Source organism: Acidisoma cellulosilyticum, assembly GCF_020621385.1.
Taxonomy (GTDB): domain Bacteria; phylum Pseudomonadota; class Alphaproteobacteria; order Acetobacterales; family Acetobacteraceae; genus Acidisoma; species Acidisoma cellulosilyticum.
On the sequence record NZ_JAESVA010000003.1, the window covers coordinates 119,570 to 136,727 of the forward strand.

Sequence of the window (17,158 nt, forward strand, 5' to 3'; positions counted from 1 at the left end):
AGTCCCATGCCCATCGTGCAACAGGGCGCCATCAACACGACGGCTCTGGTGGTGCCTGATCTTTACGTGCAGATCGTGCCACCGCAGACGCTGCTGTTGAACGGCGTGCCGACCGATATTCTCGGCATTGTCGGCAGCGCCAGCTGGGGCCCGGTCGGGCAACCCGTCATCATCGGCAGTATGGCACAATATGCCTCGGCCTTCGGCCCGGTGATGCCGCGGCTTTATGACATGGGCACGCCGCTGGCGACAGCGGTGCAGCAGGGCGCGCAGAATTTCCGCTGCGTGCGGGTGACGGACGGCACCGATGCGGCGGCCGCGCTGACCGTGCAAACCGCGATCACGCTGACGGCCATTCATACCGGCAGTTACGGCAATGGCATCAGCGTCTCGCTCTCCGCCGGATCGCAATCCGGCAGCACGCGCATCACGGTCGCGCTGCCCGGCAATACGCCCGAGGTTTTCGACAATATCACGGGTTCGGGCGCCGCCCTGTGGCAAGCCATGGTGCTGGCGATCAATACCGGCAACGGCCCTTTGCGCGGAGCGTCGCAGGTTGTGACGGCAATCTATGCCGGCGGCACGGCGGCCCCGGTCGCCGGCACCTTCAGCTTTCTGACCGGGACACCGGGCGCCGATGGCGCCACCAATGTGGCCGCTGCCAATCTGATCGGCAGCGATACCATGCCACGGACCGGCATGTATGCGCTGCGCGGCCAGGGTTGTTCCGTGGCTTTGCTGGCGGATGCCAGCGACAGCACGCAATATACGGTGCAGGCGGAATTCGGCCTCTCCGAAGGGATCTATATGATCCTGACCGGGCCATCCGGCGATACCACCGAAAATGCCGTCAGCACCAAAGCCGCCGCGGGTCTGGACAGCTATGCCGCGAAACTGATGTTCGGCGACTGGATCTATTGGAACGATCAGGTGAATGCGCAGCTGCGCCTGGTCTCCCCCCAAGGTTTCGCGGCGGGAAGACTGATCAACCTATCGCCTGACCAGTCCAGCCTCAACAAACAGCTGTATAGTATCGCCGGCAGCCAGCGCAGCGGCACCGTCAGTTCCGGTCAGACCAGCACCTATTCCAGCGCAGAGCTGCAACTGCTGTTTCAGAACGGGATCGACGTCATCTGCAACCCGCAGCCGGGCGGTAGTTACTGGGGCGTGCGCTGCGGCCATAATTCGTCATCGAATGCCGCCGTGAACGGCGACAATTATACGCGGATGACGAATTACATTGCGGCCACGCTCTCGGCCGGCATGGGACTTTATGTCGGCCAGGTCATCAACAGCACGCTGTTCCAGAATATCCGTGCGACTTTACTGTCTTTCCTCCAGGCCATGCTGACGGAAGGCTTGCTGGCCAGCACCGACGGCAGCCAGCCTTTCTCGGTTGCCTGCGATAACTCGAACAATCCCGCGAGCCGCACCGCCCTTGGCTATGTGCAGGCCGATGTTCAGGTCCAGTACCAGGGCATCAACGAGAAATTCATCGTCAATGTCGAGGGCGGTCAGACCGTACAGATTACGAGCCAGACCCTGGCCAGCGGCCCCAATTCGTAACGGAGCATAGGCAACATGGCTCTCAACAGTTTTTCCACCGGCAAGGATTGCCAGGTCGTCGTGCTCGGGCCTTTCGGTCGTGTCGACCTGGAACATGTCACCGGTTTCGAAAGCCGGCAGATGACGGCATCCGTTCGCGTCGACAGGATGGACGGCACCATGCTGGGCGCGGAATTGCCCAAGGGCTGGGAAGGCGCGTTCGAGCTTGAACGCGGCTCCTCGGCGGCCGATGACATGCTGGCGCAGATCGAACAAAGCTATCTGGCAGGCAACACTCCGGCCGCCGGCACTTTGTATCAATATATCGATGAGGTTGATGGTTCGACCTCGACCTATCAGTTCAACACGGTTGTGTTCAAGCTTGCCTCCTCTGGCCTCTACAAGGGCGATGCCAGCGTGAAGCAGCGCCTGGAATTCTACGCGACAAGCCGGAGCCGCGTCTCGTGAGCGCGCCCTCCGCCACAGTGCTGCAGGGGTCCGAGGCCATCGACACGGTCGATGAAATGGGCCGCGTGCTGACGGTGCGTCCGCCGCATGCGCTGGATCAGTTGCGGCTGTTCAAGGCCGTGGGGCCGGTGCTGGCACAGAACCAGCCCTATCTCGGCATGGCGATGGTGGCTTGCGCCATCATTGCGATCGATCATGTGCCTGTGCCGATGCCGGGCAATGAGCATCAGATCGAAAGCTTGATCCTGCGCCTGGGCGATGCCGGCCTGCAGGCGGCGAGCGCCGTTCTGGAACCACGCCCGAGCGATGACGAGGTGCGAGACCAAGCGGGAAACTCAGCCGGCACCCCGATCTGATCGAGTGTCTTTTCCTCGTGAAGAACGGAGTGCCGTTCGACATCGCCTTTTCTCTCGCGCTGATCGAGCGGCGTGCCTTCGCCGTCGCAATCGGGGAAATGAAGGGCGCCCGCTACGACTGGAACCAATTGAGCTGGGAGGCCTGATCCATGCGCGCGTTACGGCGTCTTCTCCAGCGCGACTGGGATGAGATCGGACAGGCGCTTCTGCAGATCGCAGCACGGCAATTGGCGGAGGCCGCACGATCGCGCGCTGACGCGCCGCATAGTGCGATTACCGTCGCACAGACGGCGCCTGACCGCTTGCGCCTGTTCATCACCACAGCGGATCTGATCCGGCGCGAACAAGGGGACAGCGGCAAGCCACCGGCGCCGTTTCTGGCGCCGACCGCGCATGACCGCGCAAACCTTCGCGCTGCCTTGATCGACCATATCAGAAAGACAATCGCGTGAGCGATATCGAGAGCATCGGCATCTCTCTGGTGCTGGAGAATGGTGTCGGCGAGGGTCTGCGTCGCCTACAGCAGGACCTCACCCTGTTCGACCGTGCGACAGCCGAGCGCGCGGCAAGGATGCAAAAGCTGGCGGCCGTCCATCTGCCAGGCCTCAACCTCGCTCCGATTGCCGAAAGACGAATCCAGGTGACGGCCGCGCCGCGCCAGGTGACAGCACGACCGGTGGCCCCTGCGCGTGACACGGACAGGCGCGCATGGCTGCCGCCGCCGATCCGGCCTGTTCGGCCGCCGGTCACGCCTTGGCCCGCCAAGCCGGCTGCATCACAGCCCCCGCAGCGGCCAATCGCCGACCGCGCGACACCGCCGCTGCAAAGCGTGCCGGTTGCGGCACGCCCAGCCGTCGCTCGGCCACAACCGAACCCTGGCCTTGCGCCCGCGAAGGCCAAGGCTGCCCCGCCAGCCGTTGCCGCTACAGCGTCACCCGCCTCGCCCAAGGTCGTAGCACCGCGCCAAAGGCCGCAGATCGCCGTCACCCTGTCATCGGCACCGGTCGCTCAATCCAAGGTTTCGCCGGTCGTTCCGCCCATCGCGTCTCCTCCGCCGCGAGCAAGACCGAGCCCGCAATCCGTTGCAGATTCAACCATGAAGCCAATACCCGCCGCCCAGCCAGCGGCAGCACCGGCTGCGCCGGTCGAAAAGGCTAGGCTGGCCGCCCGCCCGACCGTCGTGGCGTCGATACCGCCGACGCCGACGCTCACGCCACCGGTCTTGCGTCAGACAGACGGGGTGGTGCCGCCCGCACGGCTGCCCATACCGGCGCCGCGACCCACGCCCGTTATTGCCGTCACAGCGACCGCGCCAAAATCCAGCCCGCTGGCGGCATCGCCCAGACCGCAGATCTTGCCGCCCATTGCTGCTGCGCCCGTTCAGAGACCGGATCAGCCAGAACCATCGCCCGAGCGCCCGAGGCTAACGCCGCCGCCGATCCTCGCCGCACGGATTGCGACATCCTGGCCAGCACCGAGGGCCGCGGTGCTGCCCTCGCCGCCGCTGGGCAAATCACCTGTCCCGATAGCGAGCGTCGGCCGGCAACTGGCGGTGCCAACGCCCAGCCCAACCGAACCGGACAAGGCACCGCCGACGGCCGCACTGCCGCCAGACCCGCAATCGGCCGAGGCCGCGACGCTGCGAGGCGACATCATGATCGACGGCATTCAGATGGGCCGTTGGCTGGCCGAGAGCATGGCGAGGCAGGCAGCGCGGCCGCCGACCGCCGCCCGACGCTTCAACACCCGTATGGCGCCGAGCTGGCCTGGTTACACAAACTAACACGCCGAGATCCTTGCCATGACAACGACTGTGACCCTTGGCCCCTATACGCTCGACGCGTTCGAGGTTCCAACCGCGATCCGCTACGGCGGCCGTCAGCGCCTGGTGGTGCATGATCTTCCGGGCGGCGGACGCGTGACGGACGTGTTGGGGGGCACCGACAGTGACATCGCCTTCAGCGGCATCATCTCCGGCAAGGACGCCGATACGAAAGCGCAGCTTCTCGATGCGCTGCGTATGTCCGGCCTAACTGTGCCGCTATTCTGGTCGGAACAGTATTTTATCGTCATCCTGGCAGAGGTGAGCTTCGACTATCGCAAGCCCTGGTGGATTCCCTATCAACTACGCTGCTCCGTTCAGAGCAATCTGCTCTATGGCGCCGCTGCAAGCTCCCTGACTGCGGCCGCCAGCATCGCGGCCGATCTTGCCAGCGCAAGCAGCTTTCTGACGACGGCGCCGGCTGGCCTGACCTCGGCCCAATCCGCGATATCCTCAGGCCAGGGCACCGCACTCGGCAGCAGCACCTTTGGCCAGAGTGTCACTGCTTTGACAACCGCACAGGCCGATCTCGCTGGACAGATTACCTCTGCCGGCGCGGGCCTTCCCGGCTTCGACCTCAGCCTGCAAAGCACAGAACCGGCGGTATCGCCAGGCTCTCTCACCACGCTGGCCGCCAATGCCAGCCAGTTGGCGTCACTGACCGCCGCCCAAGCCTATCTCGGCCGCGGCCTGAGCACGCTCGCCAATATCGGAAGCTGACAGATCATGACGACGATCACGGTTGCAGGTGGCGACTTGTTCCATATCGCCGCCGCACGGCTGGGCGATGCGACGCAATGGGTGCGCATCGCTCAGTTGAACAATCTGAAGGACCCGGTGCTGGACGGCGTCACCTTGCTTATGCTTCCGCCAGTCGATCTGTCTGCCGGAGGCGGCATTGCCGCCCAGTAATATCGCACAGACCCGCGCCATCCATCTGCAACTTCTGATCGATGGACAGGCGATCGCCGGCACGCAGGAGGTTGAGGTTTGCACCAGCAATCATCAGATTTCGGGCTGGTTCCGCCTGCTGCTGGTACTGGGGCAGGATGCATCGGTCTCCGTCGCGAGGTTCAGCGCGATGACCGATGCCACGGCCGAAATTCTTGTCGGGATCGCGGCGGCTGGCCTGGCGGCCGCCACGGCCGATTGGCAAAGCCTGATCGCAGGACCGATCGACGACATTGCCATCGATATGGTCGCCGGCACCGTGCAACTGACGGGACGCGACTTCAGCGCTCGTCTGATCGACACGCTATCGGCGGAAAGCTTCCCCAACCAGACCGCCAGCGAAATCGCGCAGACGCTGGCGCTTCGCCACGGCCTTACCCCCGTCATCACCGCAACCGCGACCCCCATCGGCCGCTATTACCAGGACGGTCACAGTATTTTCTCCCTCTATCAATCCAGCAGCACGGTCACGGAGTGGGATCTGCTTTGCGCCCTGGCGGAGACGGAGGGTTATGACCTTTTCGTGCGCAACCAAAGCCTGCTCTTCGCGCCGCCGCTATCCCTCACGCTGCCCGCCGTCTGGCAATGGATGCCAGGCGGGACCGGCAGCACGACCATGACGGATTTGCGCATGGAGCGAAGCCTGGCGCTGGCCCGCGATATCACCGTGACGGTGCAAAGCTGGAACAGCCGCCAACAGACGATGATCACACAAAGCGTGCGTTCCTCTGTCGCGGGCACCTTGCGCAGCACGAAGACAGCGACGCACGCGGCCGCCTCGAACTACGTGCTATTGCGACCGAACTTGACCAGCGATCAGGCGCTCGCTCTCGCGACGCAGACCCTGGCCGATCTCAGCCGGCATGAGCGCGTGATCATCGCCACCATGCCCGGCGAGCTTTCGCTCAGCCCGCGCAACCTTGTCTCCCTGCAAGGCACGCAGAGCGATTTCGATCAGACCTATGTGGTCGATGAAATCCTCCGCCGCATCTCTCTGCGGGATGGGTTCGTGCAGACCGTACGCGCCGTCAATACACCCCTGGTGCAAAACCCATGATGGAAGCCTGGACGAATGCCATGCGCGCTCAGGCAAGCGCCATCAGCGGCACGGCCGGCCAACTGCGTTGCGGTCTCATCCAATCGGTCGATCCCGCCAGCTATTGCGTTAGGGTGACGTTGCAACCGGAAGGCGTTCTCAGCGGCTGGCTGCCGGTCGCAAGCCAATGGACGGGCAGCGGCTGGGGGATGGTCGCGCTGCCCTCACCCGGGCAGCAGGTCGTGGTTCTGGCCCAGGAAGGCCGCGCGGAGCATGGCATCGTGCTCGGCAGCCTGTTTTCTCTGCAGGCCTTGCCGCCCAATGCGCCGGTGGGCGAGCTTTGGCTGGTCCATGCTTCCGGTTCCTTCCTGAAACTGCATAATGACGGCAGCATCGAGGGCCAGGCGCCGGTCTGGAATTTAACCGGTACCGTCAGGCTGCAAGGCGATCTGCTGGTGAGCGGCGATATCACCGATCAGAACGGCACGCGCGGCTCTCTGCAGCAGCTCCGGCAGATCTATGACGAACACATCCATCCGGGTGTGCAAACCGGCGCCGGTGATACGGGCCTGCCAATCCCTCAGGCATAGATCATGTCAGACCTCAGTCTTGTCTTCGGTGGCGATCTGGCGGTCGCCGCCCATGGCGATCTGGCCGCGCTCTCCGGCAGTGCGTTGGGTCAGCAACGCGTGCTGCGGCGGCTGCTGACCAATGCGGGCGATTATATCTGGCAATTGAACTATGGCGCCGGGCTGCCGACGATGATCGGCACGCCGGCGCAGGCTGCCAGCATTGCTGGCCTCGTCAAAAGCCAGATCTTTCTCGAAGGCGCCGTCGCGCGCAGCCCGGCCCCCGCCGTCACGGTCGAGACCAGCGGCAGCATCGTATCGCTCACAATCAGCTACAGCGACGCGGCTGACGCCAGCGCCCAGGCGGTCGGCATCACGCTCTCGACCTGACGCGAGCCTCCGCTCGCCATCGCGCGAAAGACCCGACAATGCAGCTATCGCTTCAGAATTTCACGACGCTTGTCCAGCAGGCGGCGGCAGCCGTGCAGGCCAGCGCCGCCCAGCTTCTGGATTTCAGCCTGGGCTCCGTCTTGCGGGCCATCCTGGAAGCTAATGCGTCCATCGCCCTTTGGCTGCAATGGCTGATCCTGCTCGTTCTGCAGACGACACGCCTGGCCAGCAGCAGCGGCCTTGACGCCGACAGTTTCGGCGCCGATTTCGGTTTCGCCAGACTGGCGGCCTTGGCCGCGACGGGCAGCGTGACCTTCAGCCGCTATACCGCGACCATGGCCGCTTTCGTCCCCGCCGGCGCGACGGTGACGACGGCAGACAATGCCAGCCAATTCACCGTCGCGACCGATGACGGCAACAGCGCCTGGTCCGCCAGCCAGTCAGGCTATGTGATCGGTGCGGGCGTGGCGTCGGTCACCTTGCCGGTGACGGCCGTGGTCGCCGGTGCCGCCGGCAATGTCCTCTCGGGCAGCATCACCCTGATTGCCAGCGCAATGCCAGGCATCGACACGGTCAGCAACGCCGATGCGCTGACCGGGGGCCTGGATGCGGAGACGGATAATGCCTTCCGCCAGCGCTTCCAAAGTTTCATCGACAGCCGAACCCGCGCAACCATCCAGGCCGTGACCTACGCCGCCTATAGCGTGCAGCAGGGCATTTCCTGCACGGTTCAGGAAAATTCCGATGGCAGCGGCAATTATCTGCCCGGTCATTTCGTGGTGACTGTCGATGACGGGTCGGGCAACCCACCGCCAAGTCTGTTGAGCGCGGTACAAATTGCCGTGGATGCGGTCCGTCCGATCGGGTCGAGTTTCGCCATCCAGGCGCCGAACCGCATTGCCGCCGATATCTCCCTCACCCTGACCTTGGCCAATGGAGCCGACAGCGCCCTGGTTATCGCAACCGTCAACGCCGCGATCGCAAGCTACGTCAATGCGCTCGGCGTCGGGATGGCCCTTCCCTATACGCGCATCGCGCAGCTTGCCTATGACGCAAGCCCGAGCGTGCAGAATGTGAATGGTTTGACCCTGCAAGGCGGGAGCGCGGACCTGCCCGCGAGCGCCAGCGCAGTCATTAAACTCGGCACACTTGCCATCAGCTGAAAGCAAGCGCGATGACCGGCGATCAGGCCGATATGGCTGCCAGGCTGCGCGCAGCCTTGCCCCAAGGATGGTTCGCGGATGACGCACCCATTCTGACAGCCCTGCTCAATGGCCTCGGCAATGTCTGGGCCTGGCTCTATGCGCTGCTGGCCTTTGCCCAGCAGCAGACGCGGCTTGCCACCGCATCCGGCGGCTGGCTTGATCTGATCGCGCAGGACTATGGCGGCGCCGGATGGGCGCGGGAAAGCGGTGAATCCGACCAGGCCTTCAAAGCGCGCATCGCCTTCAATCTTCGCCGGTTACGCGGCACGCGCGGCGCATTGGTCGCCAATGTGACCATGCTCACGGGCCGGACGCCGCTGGTGTTCGAACCCGCGAACACCGCCGATACCGGCGGCTACAATACCGCCGGTATCGGCTGGAGCCTGACCGGCGGTTGGGGATCGCTCAACCTTCCCTATCAATGCTTCGTTGTCGCCTATCGGCCCAAGGGCGGCGGCATCGCCGATGTCGGCGGCTGGGGCACGACCGTGACCGGGTTTGCGCTTGGCGGATGGAACACGGCCGCCCTCGCCTGGGGCGATGCAAGCCTCATCCGTGGTGCCGTCACAGACGCACAGATCCTGGCAACCGTCGCCGATTCCATGCCGGCCGCGACCATCGCCTGGACCGCACTTTCCAATTGAGGATCCAATATGGACCGGCAAATCGTCTATCCCGCCTCGATTCCGCTGGACACCGATTTTCTGTCGCTCAATCGCAATACGATGGCGGCGATCGGCAATGCCTTGCAGGCTGCGCTCGGCACCAGCACCGTCGCGGACGGGCTGATCTGTCAGCCGACGACGCCCGCCTCTCTCACCGTCACCGTAGGCGCCGGGTCGATTACGCAATTCGGTGCGCTGGACACGCTGAGCTACGGGTCACTGCCCGCTGATGCCTCCGACCAGATCGTCAAGATGGGGATCAATCTGGCCGGCACCAGCTTTGCCGTGACACCACCCGCGACGTCCGGCCAAAGCATCATCTATCTGATCGAGGCGAGCTTTTCGGAAAGCGATACGACCCCTGTCGTGCTGCCTTATGTGAACGCCGCCGACCCGTCGCAGCCTTATTCCGGACCCGCCAATTCCGGCACGGCGCAGAATACGCAACGCATTCAACGGGTGCAGTTGCAACTGAAGGCTGGCGCAGCGGCAAATACAGGCACGCAACTGGCCCCGGCTGTCGATAGCGGCTGGTCGGGCCTTTATCTGATTACGGTCAATAATGGCCAGAGCACGATTACGGCTGCGAATATCGCGACGCATCCCGCCGCCCCCTTTGTCGCCTTCAAACTTCCTGTTCTGACGCCGGGGTTTTCGCGCCGGGCGACCTTTGCGGCGTCCACAAGCTTTACGGTGCCGCTCGGCGTGCGGCTGATCCGCGCGACGGTCGTCGGCGGGGGCGGCGCCGGGGGTGGAACCGACGGCACCTACGCCGCCGCCGGTGGCGGTGCGGGTGGCTTCGCGAGCGGTACCTTCAGCGTCACGCCCGGTGTGGCCATTGCCGTCACGGTCGGAAGCGGCGGCATTGGCGGTGCCGCCGGCGTCTCGGGCGGCAATGGCGGCGCATCCAGCTTTGGCACCTTCCTGAGCGCCACCGGTGGTCAGGGCGGCCAGTTCCAGGATACGGGCTCGACCCCCGGCGGCAGCGGGGGCCAAGGCAGCGGTGGTGACTTTGTCGGCTATGGCGGCTGCGGCTCGGACGGTCAGAACAGCACGACCGTGATCGGCGGCCAAGGCGGCGCGAGCCTGTACGGCGGCGGCGGCCGTGCGTCCACCCCAAGCAATCCCGCGATCAACGGACAGGCACCGGGCTCGGGTGCCGGCGGCATCTACAATGGCGCGGGCAATGGCGGCCAAGGCGCCGGGGGCGTCGTGATCTTGGAGTATTGATATGGCAACTCAAGCGAATTATTCCTGGAAGCCCAGTGCAGCGCGGTTGCTGACGATTGCCGGATTCGAGCCCAGACCGCGCGGCACGATACCGACCGGCAGGGCCAATGCCTGGCCACCGAAGGACCCGGCCGATGTGCTGGACTATTCCTACGACATCTCCCCTGCCCTTTGGGGCGACGAAGGCGACACCATCGCTTTTCTGGATGTGACGATTACGCCGGGTGCGGCCGGGGACGTGACGCTCAATAGTTCCTCCGCCGACGGCCGTTGCGCGATCCTTTGGCTCGGCGGGGGACAAAGCGGCACGACCTATGCCGTGACACTGGCGATCGAGACGCTGGCGGGTCGGGGCTTTCAGCGCACCGTCTATCTGCCCTGCCTCTCCCTTTCGACGGAACCGCCGCTGGGTCTGGAACTGACGACTGAAACCGGGGCGCCGATATTGGACGCTTCCGGCAATCCCATCTTCATCGAAAGTTAGCGAATGCCCACGATCGATCAGTTGCAGGCTGCGGTCGCGAGTTCCGACACTGACGAGTTAATGACGACGCAAAGCGGCGATGCACGCAAGGTCACGCGCGCGCAACTGCTGGCCGGTCTTCAGCCGGCGATCTCGGTGCCACCCGGTGCGGTCCTCGGCAATAGCGGTGCAACGGCAAGCAGCCCGCTTGCCATCTCCATCGGCAGCAATCTGACGCTCGCCAGTGGCACGCTTTCGGCACCCGCCCCCTTCGTTATCCCCAACCTGCCGACCGGCAAAGCGCCGGCGGCGACCGACCTCGTCGCGATCTCGCAAAGCGGCACGACGAGTGCCATCGGCTACAGCACCTTTCTCTCCAGCCTGGCGACGCTGCCGGGCTTTGATGCGTCACCGCTATCAACGACCGCCATCGGCGGTCGGACCGCGCGCAGCCTGGGCGCGCATGCGGCCGACGCGATCGCGCTGGAGGATTTCGGCGCCGCCGGCGACGGTGCGACCGACGATAGTGCCGCGCTTACCGCAGCCGTCGCGACGATGCGCCCCGTCCGGCTCGGCCCCAAGACCTATATCATCAACGGCAGCATGGCGCTGAGCAATGCCGCCGCCTTGACCCTGTTGGGTGTCCCTGGCCAGACGGTGATACGCCGATTGACGCAAGGCAGCAGCACTGCCTGGATAACGCTGACAGCCCCTGCCGTGCATATCGAAGGGGTGATATTCGACGCGAATGCCAGCCTGACCGCCAGCGTGAGCGCGGTCGCCGTCCCAGCATCCTGCCTGCGTTCGACCTTTCTCCGCTGCGCATTTTCCAATGCCGTCGCCGGAGCGGGCCTGTTGTTCAGCCAATCGGACCCGACCTTCGCACGCCATACCGTCACGGCGTGTGAGGCTTTCGGAAATATCAACGGCATCAGCGCGCAGGCGGTCGATGGTCTGACCGTCACCGCCTGTCATCTGCACAATAATTCCGTCGCCGGCATTGCGATTGATCTTGTCAATTCTGCCCATACATTGAAGTCGCGCCTGGCCAATATCGTCGGCAACCAATGCTACAGCAATCAAATCGGCATTCTGGTCGGTGATTACGCCAATGCCTATGCCAGTCCGGCCAGCATCGCCAATACCACGTCCGATGCCCTGCTTTGCGTCGTTTCGGCCAATGTTACCCACGACAACACGGAATACGGCATCGTGGCCCAGGGCTATAATCTGAGCATCCAAGGTAATATCGTCTATAAAAACGGCGGCGCCAATGTGAATGGCGGCGGCATTCTTGCCAATTGCTGGGTGTCCGCGATCACCGGCAATGTCGTCTCGAACCATAGCGGCTTTGGCATCGATGCCGGGGCCGCCAATTTCACGCTGATCGCCGATAATATCGTATCGACGTCGCGCGTCGCCATCAATGCAGGTGGCGCGCAGGAGCCGCGGGTCACCGGAAATTTCATCGCCGCCGCCAGCTACTACGGCATCATCATCTACAATAACGAGACCACGGCGGCCGGGGCGCCGATCGGCGTCGCCTCCGTCGGCGTCTCCATCACGGAAAACCTGATCGACATGCCAGCCGGCGGCGGTGGCATTTTGCTGATCGATGGACCACAGAACGTTCATGTCGCGCGCAACAATTTCATCACGACGAGCGGTGCGGACCTCAGCCTTTGCCTTTTGCCGCTGACCGATACGGTGACGATCGCCGATAATCTGCTGAACGGCTCGCCGTCCGTCTATCTCTACGATCCGAGTGTCACGGCGAGCGGACGCTATGCCGGTCTCAACTCCATGCTTTATCCAGACATCATCGATGGCGTCGGCATCCTCAACGTCTCGCAAGCGGTGCAGTCATTGCGGTCGCTCAATGCCGGGAACTACGGCAGCTACGTTACTTTCATGAAGCTGACGGCCGGCGGCAGCGGTTATACCACTGCACCGACGGTGACCTTCAGCGGCGATGGCGGCTCGGGCGCGACGGCCACGGCCTTTGTCATGAACGGCGCCGTCATCGGCTTCCGCATGAATACGCTCGGCTCCGGCTATACCTCCGCTCCCACCGTGACATTGAGCGGTGGAGGCGGAACAGGTGCCACCGCCACGGCCGTGATCGGCATTCCGGTCTCAACCGGGAGACGGATCAAAGTCTATTGCGGCGCGGCCACCGCCTGGGCAGTCTCCGGCACCAACCCGCCAATGACGACGGGTACCGGTATTGCCATTACAACCCCTGCCAATTCCGAAATCGAATGGGTTGGCCTGAATGGCGGGTGGTTCGCTGCCCGCTATCAACAGATCGACTACGTGCTGCCCGCGACCGACGGCAGCGTGACGCTGCGGTCCCAGACCGGTGATATGCGTCTGCATCCGTCCGGCGCGGGCTTGGTCCGCTGGGTCAATGACGCTCAGTCCGTCGGATGCACGACGAGCATCGGCAGCGGCACGCCGAATGGTGTCGTCACGGCGCCACCTGGTTCGGACTATCGCAATCTCGCCGGCGGGGCTGGTTCCACCTTCTGGGTCAAGCAGTCCGGCACCAGCAATACGGGTTGGGTCGCCATCGCCTAAGCCAGTGTCGTGAAGGAACAGGACATGCCCACCATCGCCAAACTGCCCGCAGCGCAAACGCCGTCACCGACCGACACGATGCCGATCGATCAGGGCAGCGGCACCAACGGCATTACGCTGGCAACGCTTTTGGCCGGCCAGCAATCGGCCATCGTGGCGCCAACAGGCACGCTGCTGGGCCGAATGTCCATCGGCGCCGGCGGACCGGAGACGATAACGCTCGGATCCGGCCTCATCATGACCAGCGGCACGATCGCGGTTGGGGGGCCATTGACGGGTCTTCTGGACGGTCAGACGGTCGATGAGCTGCAAGCAGCCGGCATCATCCATGACACCGACAGCTTTCCGCTCGATCAAGGAGGCACCGCGCTGTTGCGGCAGAGCATGGCAGCGGTCTGGACCTATATTGCCGGCAAGCTGCCGATCGCCACCAAACGCATGGTCGAATTGACGACGAACACGGTCCTGGACGCGACAGCCCATAACGGCGCCATTCTGGTCTGCACCCAGCCGATTACCCTGACGGCGAATTTCGCAAATATGGGATCGGGTTTTACCTGCGACGTGCTGAATCTCTCGACCAATTCGGTGACGATGGGAACCGGGATCACCGTGGGCTCCGGCGATACTGCCCTGCCCGTGCAGATGGCGGCGCATATCAGCGCCATCGCCTATTCCGGCGGTAATATCGTTTTCTGGCCTGGCCCCAGCGCGACGGCATCGACGGGTGATGGCAGCGGCGGAGGTGGTGACGGCGATGGTGGTTCGACGCCGTCAGCGACATTGACCTTCGCGACCGCGCCCTCGGGCAGCTATGCCGTGGGACAGACGAGCATCGGTGTCAACGCAACGCTTGACCCCGGCACGGCGGCATCTGCCGTGCAGTTCGGCATCTCGGCCTCCGCGACCGCCGCGCCGACCAGTTGGACGGCCGGCGCGCTTGTGAATACCCAAAGCAACGGCGATACCTTCTGGGGCGCCTATCTGACCATGCCGGCGACGGCAGGTACCTATTACTGTTGGGTGGCGACGCCGGACGGCACGACCTCCGCCGTCAGCCCCAGTTTCACCGTTGCCTGATCAGGCGAAGGGGAAAGGTCCCGGAAAAGTGCCGATGGGCAGGTAATGCGTCAACAGGCTGTGGGCGTCCCGCCAATCATGCAGCAAAAACCCCGGCGGCTCGATAAAGGATGCGGGTTCGGCCGCCGGGTCGATCTGCAAGGCGATGGCGGTCGTCGTGCTCGGCGCCGTCATCAGAAGCGTGCCGCCGAACCGCATCTGCATCAGACGATGCACATGACCGCAGAGCAAACGCTCGACCGCCGGCACGCGCGCGATGCAGGCAGCCAGCCGATCGGCGCCAAGGCAGCGGTATTCATCAAGATAGGGAACACCGGTCATAATCGGCGGCTGGTGCATCATGATGATGGTGGGCCAGTCAGGCTGCGCCGCCAGTGCCGCTTCCAGCCAGGCTTCGGCCGCCGCGTCGAAAAGACCGTGATGCTCACCGGGGATCGTGACGTCGAGCGCAATGACCCGCCGCTCACCGACGGTCACAACATAATGCAAAGGCCCCTCTGACGGCAGATAGGCATGATCCTGAAAAGCGTGCCGGAACGCCCCACGCTCATCATGATTGCCGGGGATGACCAGTAGCGGCGCCTTCAGTCGGCTCAAGATATCGCGGGCGACAGCATATTCCGCCGGTGACCCGTGGTCGACAACGTCACCCGTCAGCACCACCAGATCAGGTTGCGGCGCGAGCCGATTGAGCTGGTCGATGGCGCGGATGAGATCACCGTTCGAATCCGCCGTTTCCTGATACAAAACTCCGCTCGGCCGCAGATGCGGGTCTGAAATCTGCGCAATCAACACTGGCTGCCTGCCTCCATCCTCATGCCTGGCAGAGGACCATAGCAGCGCTGCGGCCACCATACGCAAATCGAGCAAGCATGATCACCCAGCAAGCTGCCTTGAACACGACCGCGCTGGTCGTGCCGGATCTCTATGTCCAGCTTGTGTCGCCAGCTGTGACGCTGTTGAACGGCGTGCCGAGCAATGTCATCGGCACGGTCGGCTCGGCGAGTTGGGGGCCGATCGGCCAGCCCGTCGTGATCGGCGCCATGGCCGATTACGCGCGGATCTTTGGCCCAGTGATGGCCCGAAGCTGCGATATGGGCACGCATGTCGCGGTCGCGATCCAGCAGGGTGCCACCGCCTTTCGCTGTGTGCGCGTGACGGATGGCTCGGAAACCGCCGCCACCGGTCCGGGTCCTGCCGGTTGCATAGGCTTCACGGCCCTTTATCCGGGCTCGGTCGGCAATCTGATCAGCCTGACCTTGGCGGCCGGCAGCAAGGCGGGAAGTTGGGCCGCTATCATCGGCCTGGCCGGCCAGGCGCCCGAACGTTTCGACAATATCGAGGGTACAGGCGCCGCTTTCTGGACGGCGCTTGCCTCTGCCATCAATACCGGCAACGGCCAGATAACGGCCAGAGCATCAAGGCTCATCACGGCAATCACGCTGGGCGGCGTCACCGCGCCTGCGGCGGGCCAGTTCACGCTGGCCGGCGGCACGGATGGCGCCGACGGCGTGACGAGCGCGACACTGATCGGAACCATGGCGCCGCTCAGCGGCATGTATGCGCTGACCGGTCAAGGCTGCGCGATCCTTGACCTTTGCGACTGCACGGATGCCAGCCATTGGCCGGATGTCGAGGTTTTCGCGGCGTCCGAAGGCATCTATGCGATGCTTGCCGGGCCGGCAGGCGATACGATCGCGCATGCAATCTCCGTCAAGACCAGCGCCGGCATCGACAGTTCGGCGGTCAAGCTTCTGTTCGGCGATTGTCTGTCCTGGTGGGACGCGGCCAATCAGACCCAGCGGCTGGTCAGCCCCCAAGCCTTCGCGGCCGGACGTCTTGCCAATCTTTCACCCGAACAATCCGGCCTCAACAAACCGCTTTATGCCATTGCCGGCAGCCAAGGCGTGGGCCTGCCCGGCAGCGGGCTGACGCGCGCCTATAGCGCCGCGGAGCTGGAACTGCTGTTTTCCGCAGGTATCGATGTCATAACAACGCCGAGCGCCGGCGGGCAGATGATCTGGAGCCTGCGGCTGGGCCATAACAGCGCCGGCAACCCCGCCATTAATGGCGACGCCTATACAAGACTGACGAATTACATCGCCGCGACCCTATCCGCCGGCATGGGCCTCTATGTCGGGCAAGTCATCAACCTGGCTTTGCTGCGCAGCATCCGCAGCACCCTTCTGAGCTTTCTGGCCAGTCTGCAAAGCCAGGGCCTGCTGGGCAGCACTGATGGATCTGCCCCATTCGCCGTCCTGTGCGACAGCGTCAACAACCCTGCCAGCCGCACGGCACTGGGCTATGTGCAGGCGGATGTGCAGATCCGCTACCAGGGCATCAACGAGAAGTTCATCGTCAATCTAGACGGTGGCGCCGGCGTCCTGGTCTCGACCAGCGGCACCTCCGGCGGCGGTAGTAGCGGTGGTGGTGGCTCCGGGGGCGATGGCGGCTCTGGCGGCAGTGGTGGAAGCGGCACGACGACGCTGAGCTTCCAGACCCCGCCGATCGGGCCTTACACGGCCAGCGAGACAAATATCGGCGTCAATGCCATGCTCGCCCCCGGCAGCGCGACGGCAAGCATCGAATTTGGCTGGTCAACCTCCGCCACCGCGGCACCGGCAAGCTGGACGGCAGGGGCTTATGTCAATAGCCAGAGCAACGGCGACGCACTCTATGGCGCCTATCTGACGGCGCCCGCGACCGCCGGCACCTATTACGGCTGGGTTTCGACCGTGGACGGCAGCGTCCATGCCGTCTCATCAGCCGTGACGGTCAGCTGATGCTGTTCGCGGCAC

The 17,158-nt window shown here is 64.1% G+C and carries 18 protein-coding genes; 17 read left to right on the forward strand and 1 reads right to left on the reverse strand.

From position 1 onward, the window contains the following. Window positions 1-6 precede the first annotated feature (6 nt). From ACELLULO517_RS09245 to ACELLULO517_RS09320, 16 genes are all read left to right on the forward strand, one after another. Window positions 7-1,566 (forward strand): phage tail protein, encoded by a 1,560-nt coding sequence (locus ACELLULO517_RS09245; protein WP_227307057.1) that lies wholly within the window; start codon window positions 7-9, stop codon window positions 1,564-1,566. A 15-nt stretch (window positions 1,567-1,581) separates the two neighbouring features. Continuing rightward, window positions 1,582-2,013 (forward strand): hypothetical protein, encoded by a 432-nt coding sequence (locus tag ACELLULO517_RS09250; protein WP_227307058.1) that lies wholly within the window; start codon window positions 1,582-1,584, stop codon window positions 2,011-2,013. Then, window positions 2,010-2,369, forward strand: coding sequence for a hypothetical protein (locus ACELLULO517_RS09255; RefSeq protein WP_227307059.1), 360 nt, complete (start codon window positions 2,010-2,012; stop codon window positions 2,367-2,369). The genes ACELLULO517_RS09250 and ACELLULO517_RS09255 overlap by 4 nt, the downstream gene beginning before the upstream one ends. A 149-nt stretch (window positions 2,370-2,518) precedes the next feature. Further along, window positions 2,519-2,821, forward strand: a complete 303-nt coding sequence (locus ACELLULO517_RS09260) for a hypothetical protein (protein ID WP_227307060.1) — start codon at window positions 2,519-2,521, stop codon at window positions 2,819-2,821. Continuing rightward, a complete protein-coding gene (locus ACELLULO517_RS09265) occupies window positions 2,818-4,152 on the forward strand; it encodes a hypothetical protein (protein WP_227307061.1) in 1,335 nt (444 codons plus the stop codon). The genes ACELLULO517_RS09260 and ACELLULO517_RS09265 overlap by 4 nt, the downstream gene beginning before the upstream one ends. An 18-nt stretch (window positions 4,153-4,170) precedes the next feature. Then, window positions 4,171-4,911 (forward strand): hypothetical protein, encoded by a 741-nt coding sequence (locus ACELLULO517_RS09270; RefSeq protein WP_227307062.1) that lies wholly within the window; start codon window positions 4,171-4,173, stop codon window positions 4,909-4,911. 6 nt (window positions 4,912-4,917) lie between these two features. Beyond that, entirely contained in the window at window positions 4,918-5,103 is a 186-nt protein-coding gene (locus ACELLULO517_RS09275; protein ID WP_227307064.1) for a hypothetical protein, read from the forward strand. Next, entirely contained in the window at window positions 5,090-6,199 is a 1,110-nt protein-coding gene (locus tag ACELLULO517_RS09280) for a hypothetical protein (protein WP_227307065.1), read from the forward strand. Before ACELLULO517_RS09275 ends, ACELLULO517_RS09280 begins: the two co-directional genes overlap by 14 nt. Beyond that, entirely contained in the window at window positions 6,196-6,768 is a 573-nt protein-coding gene (locus ACELLULO517_RS09285; protein WP_227307066.1) for a phage baseplate assembly protein V, read from the forward strand. The genes ACELLULO517_RS09280 and ACELLULO517_RS09285 overlap by 4 nt, the downstream gene beginning before the upstream one ends. A gap of 3 nt (window positions 6,769-6,771) precedes the next feature. After that, a complete protein-coding gene (locus ACELLULO517_RS09290) occupies window positions 6,772-7,137 on the forward strand; it encodes a hypothetical protein (protein ID WP_227307067.1) in 366 nt (121 codons plus the stop codon). Between the two features lie 38 nt (window positions 7,138-7,175). Continuing rightward, a complete protein-coding gene (locus tag ACELLULO517_RS09295; protein ID WP_227307069.1) occupies window positions 7,176-8,300 on the forward strand; it encodes a baseplate J/gp47 family protein in 1,125 nt (374 codons plus the stop codon). Between the two features lie 11 nt (window positions 8,301-8,311). Further along, window positions 8,312-8,986, forward strand: coding sequence for an acetylxylan esterase (locus ACELLULO517_RS09300; protein ID WP_227307070.1), 675 nt, complete (start codon window positions 8,312-8,314; stop codon window positions 8,984-8,986). Window positions 8,987-8,995: 9 nt separating this feature from the next. Further along, window positions 8,996-10,237, forward strand: a complete 1,242-nt coding sequence (locus ACELLULO517_RS28615; RefSeq protein WP_264481424.1) for a glycine-rich domain-containing protein — start codon at window positions 8,996-8,998, stop codon at window positions 10,235-10,237. 1 nt (window position 10,238) lies between these two features. Further along, window positions 10,239-10,721, forward strand: a complete 483-nt coding sequence (locus ACELLULO517_RS09310; RefSeq protein ID WP_227307072.1) for a phage fiber-tail adaptor protein — start codon at window positions 10,239-10,241, stop codon at window positions 10,719-10,721. 3 nt (window positions 10,722-10,724) lie between these two features. Then, window positions 10,725-13,280, forward strand: a complete 2,556-nt coding sequence (locus ACELLULO517_RS09315; protein WP_227307073.1) for a NosD domain-containing protein — start codon at window positions 10,725-10,727, stop codon at window positions 13,278-13,280. A 24-nt stretch (window positions 13,281-13,304) separates the two neighbouring features. After that, window positions 13,305-14,360, forward strand: coding sequence for a hypothetical protein (locus ACELLULO517_RS09320; RefSeq protein ID WP_227307077.1), 1,056 nt, complete (start codon window positions 13,305-13,307; stop codon window positions 14,358-14,360). Here ACELLULO517_RS09320 and ACELLULO517_RS09325 read toward each other — a convergent pair whose 3' ends face one another. Continuing rightward, window positions 14,361-15,155, reverse strand: a complete 795-nt coding sequence (locus ACELLULO517_RS09325; protein WP_227307078.1) for a phosphodiesterase — start codon at window positions 15,153-15,155, stop codon at window positions 14,361-14,363. It lies immediately after the preceding gene. A 77-nt stretch (window positions 15,156-15,232) separates the two neighbouring features. On the opposite strand from ACELLULO517_RS09325, the gene ACELLULO517_RS09330 reads away from it, so the two are divergent. Further along, on the forward strand, window positions 15,233-17,143 hold the full coding sequence (locus ACELLULO517_RS09330) for a phage tail sheath protein (protein WP_227307080.1): 1,911 nt from the start codon (window positions 15,233-15,235) through the stop codon (window positions 17,141-17,143). Window positions 17,144-17,158 lie beyond the last annotated feature (15 nt).

Excerpts from the sequence above, each read along its gene's own strand:
- ACELLULO517_RS09245 (WP_227307057.1), top strand. The coding sequence starts at position 7 with ATGCCCATCGTGCAACAGGGCGCCATCAACACGACGGCTCTGGTGGTG.
- ACELLULO517_RS09250 (WP_227307058.1), top strand. The coding sequence starts at position 1,582 with ATGGCTCTCAACAGTTTTTCCACCGGCAAGGATTGCCAGGTCGTCGTG.
- ACELLULO517_RS09260 (WP_227307060.1), top strand. The coding sequence starts at position 2,519 with ATGCGCGCGTTACGGCGTCTTCTCCAGCGCGACTGGGATGAGATCGGA.
- ACELLULO517_RS09270 (WP_227307062.1), top strand. The coding sequence starts at position 4,171 with ATGACAACGACTGTGACCCTTGGCCCCTATACGCTCGACGCGTTCGAG.
- ACELLULO517_RS09275 (WP_227307064.1), top strand. The coding sequence starts at position 4,918 with ATGACGACGATCACGGTTGCAGGTGGCGACTTGTTCCATATCGCCGCC.
- ACELLULO517_RS09285 (WP_227307066.1), top strand. The coding sequence starts at position 6,196 with ATGATGGAAGCCTGGACGAATGCCATGCGCGCTCAGGCAAGCGCCATC.
- ACELLULO517_RS09290 (WP_227307067.1), top strand. The coding sequence starts at position 6,772 with ATGTCAGACCTCAGTCTTGTCTTCGGTGGCGATCTGGCGGTCGCCGCC.
- ACELLULO517_RS09295 (WP_227307069.1), top strand. The coding sequence starts at position 7,176 with ATGCAGCTATCGCTTCAGAATTTCACGACGCTTGTCCAGCAGGCGGCG.
- ACELLULO517_RS09300 (WP_227307070.1), top strand. The coding sequence starts at position 8,312 with ATGACCGGCGATCAGGCCGATATGGCTGCCAGGCTGCGCGCAGCCTTG.
- ACELLULO517_RS28615 (WP_264481424.1), top strand. The coding sequence starts at position 8,996 with ATGGACCGGCAAATCGTCTATCCCGCCTCGATTCCGCTGGACACCGAT.
- ACELLULO517_RS09310 (WP_227307072.1), top strand. The coding sequence starts at position 10,239 with ATGGCAACTCAAGCGAATTATTCCTGGAAGCCCAGTGCAGCGCGGTTG.
- ACELLULO517_RS09315 (WP_227307073.1), top strand. The coding sequence starts at position 10,725 with ATGCCCACGATCGATCAGTTGCAGGCTGCGGTCGCGAGTTCCGACACT.
- ACELLULO517_RS09320 (WP_227307077.1), top strand. The coding sequence starts at position 13,305 with ATGCCCACCATCGCCAAACTGCCCGCAGCGCAAACGCCGTCACCGACC.
- ACELLULO517_RS09330 (WP_227307080.1), top strand. The coding sequence starts at position 15,233 with ATGATCACCCAGCAAGCTGCCTTGAACACGACCGCGCTGGTCGTGCCG.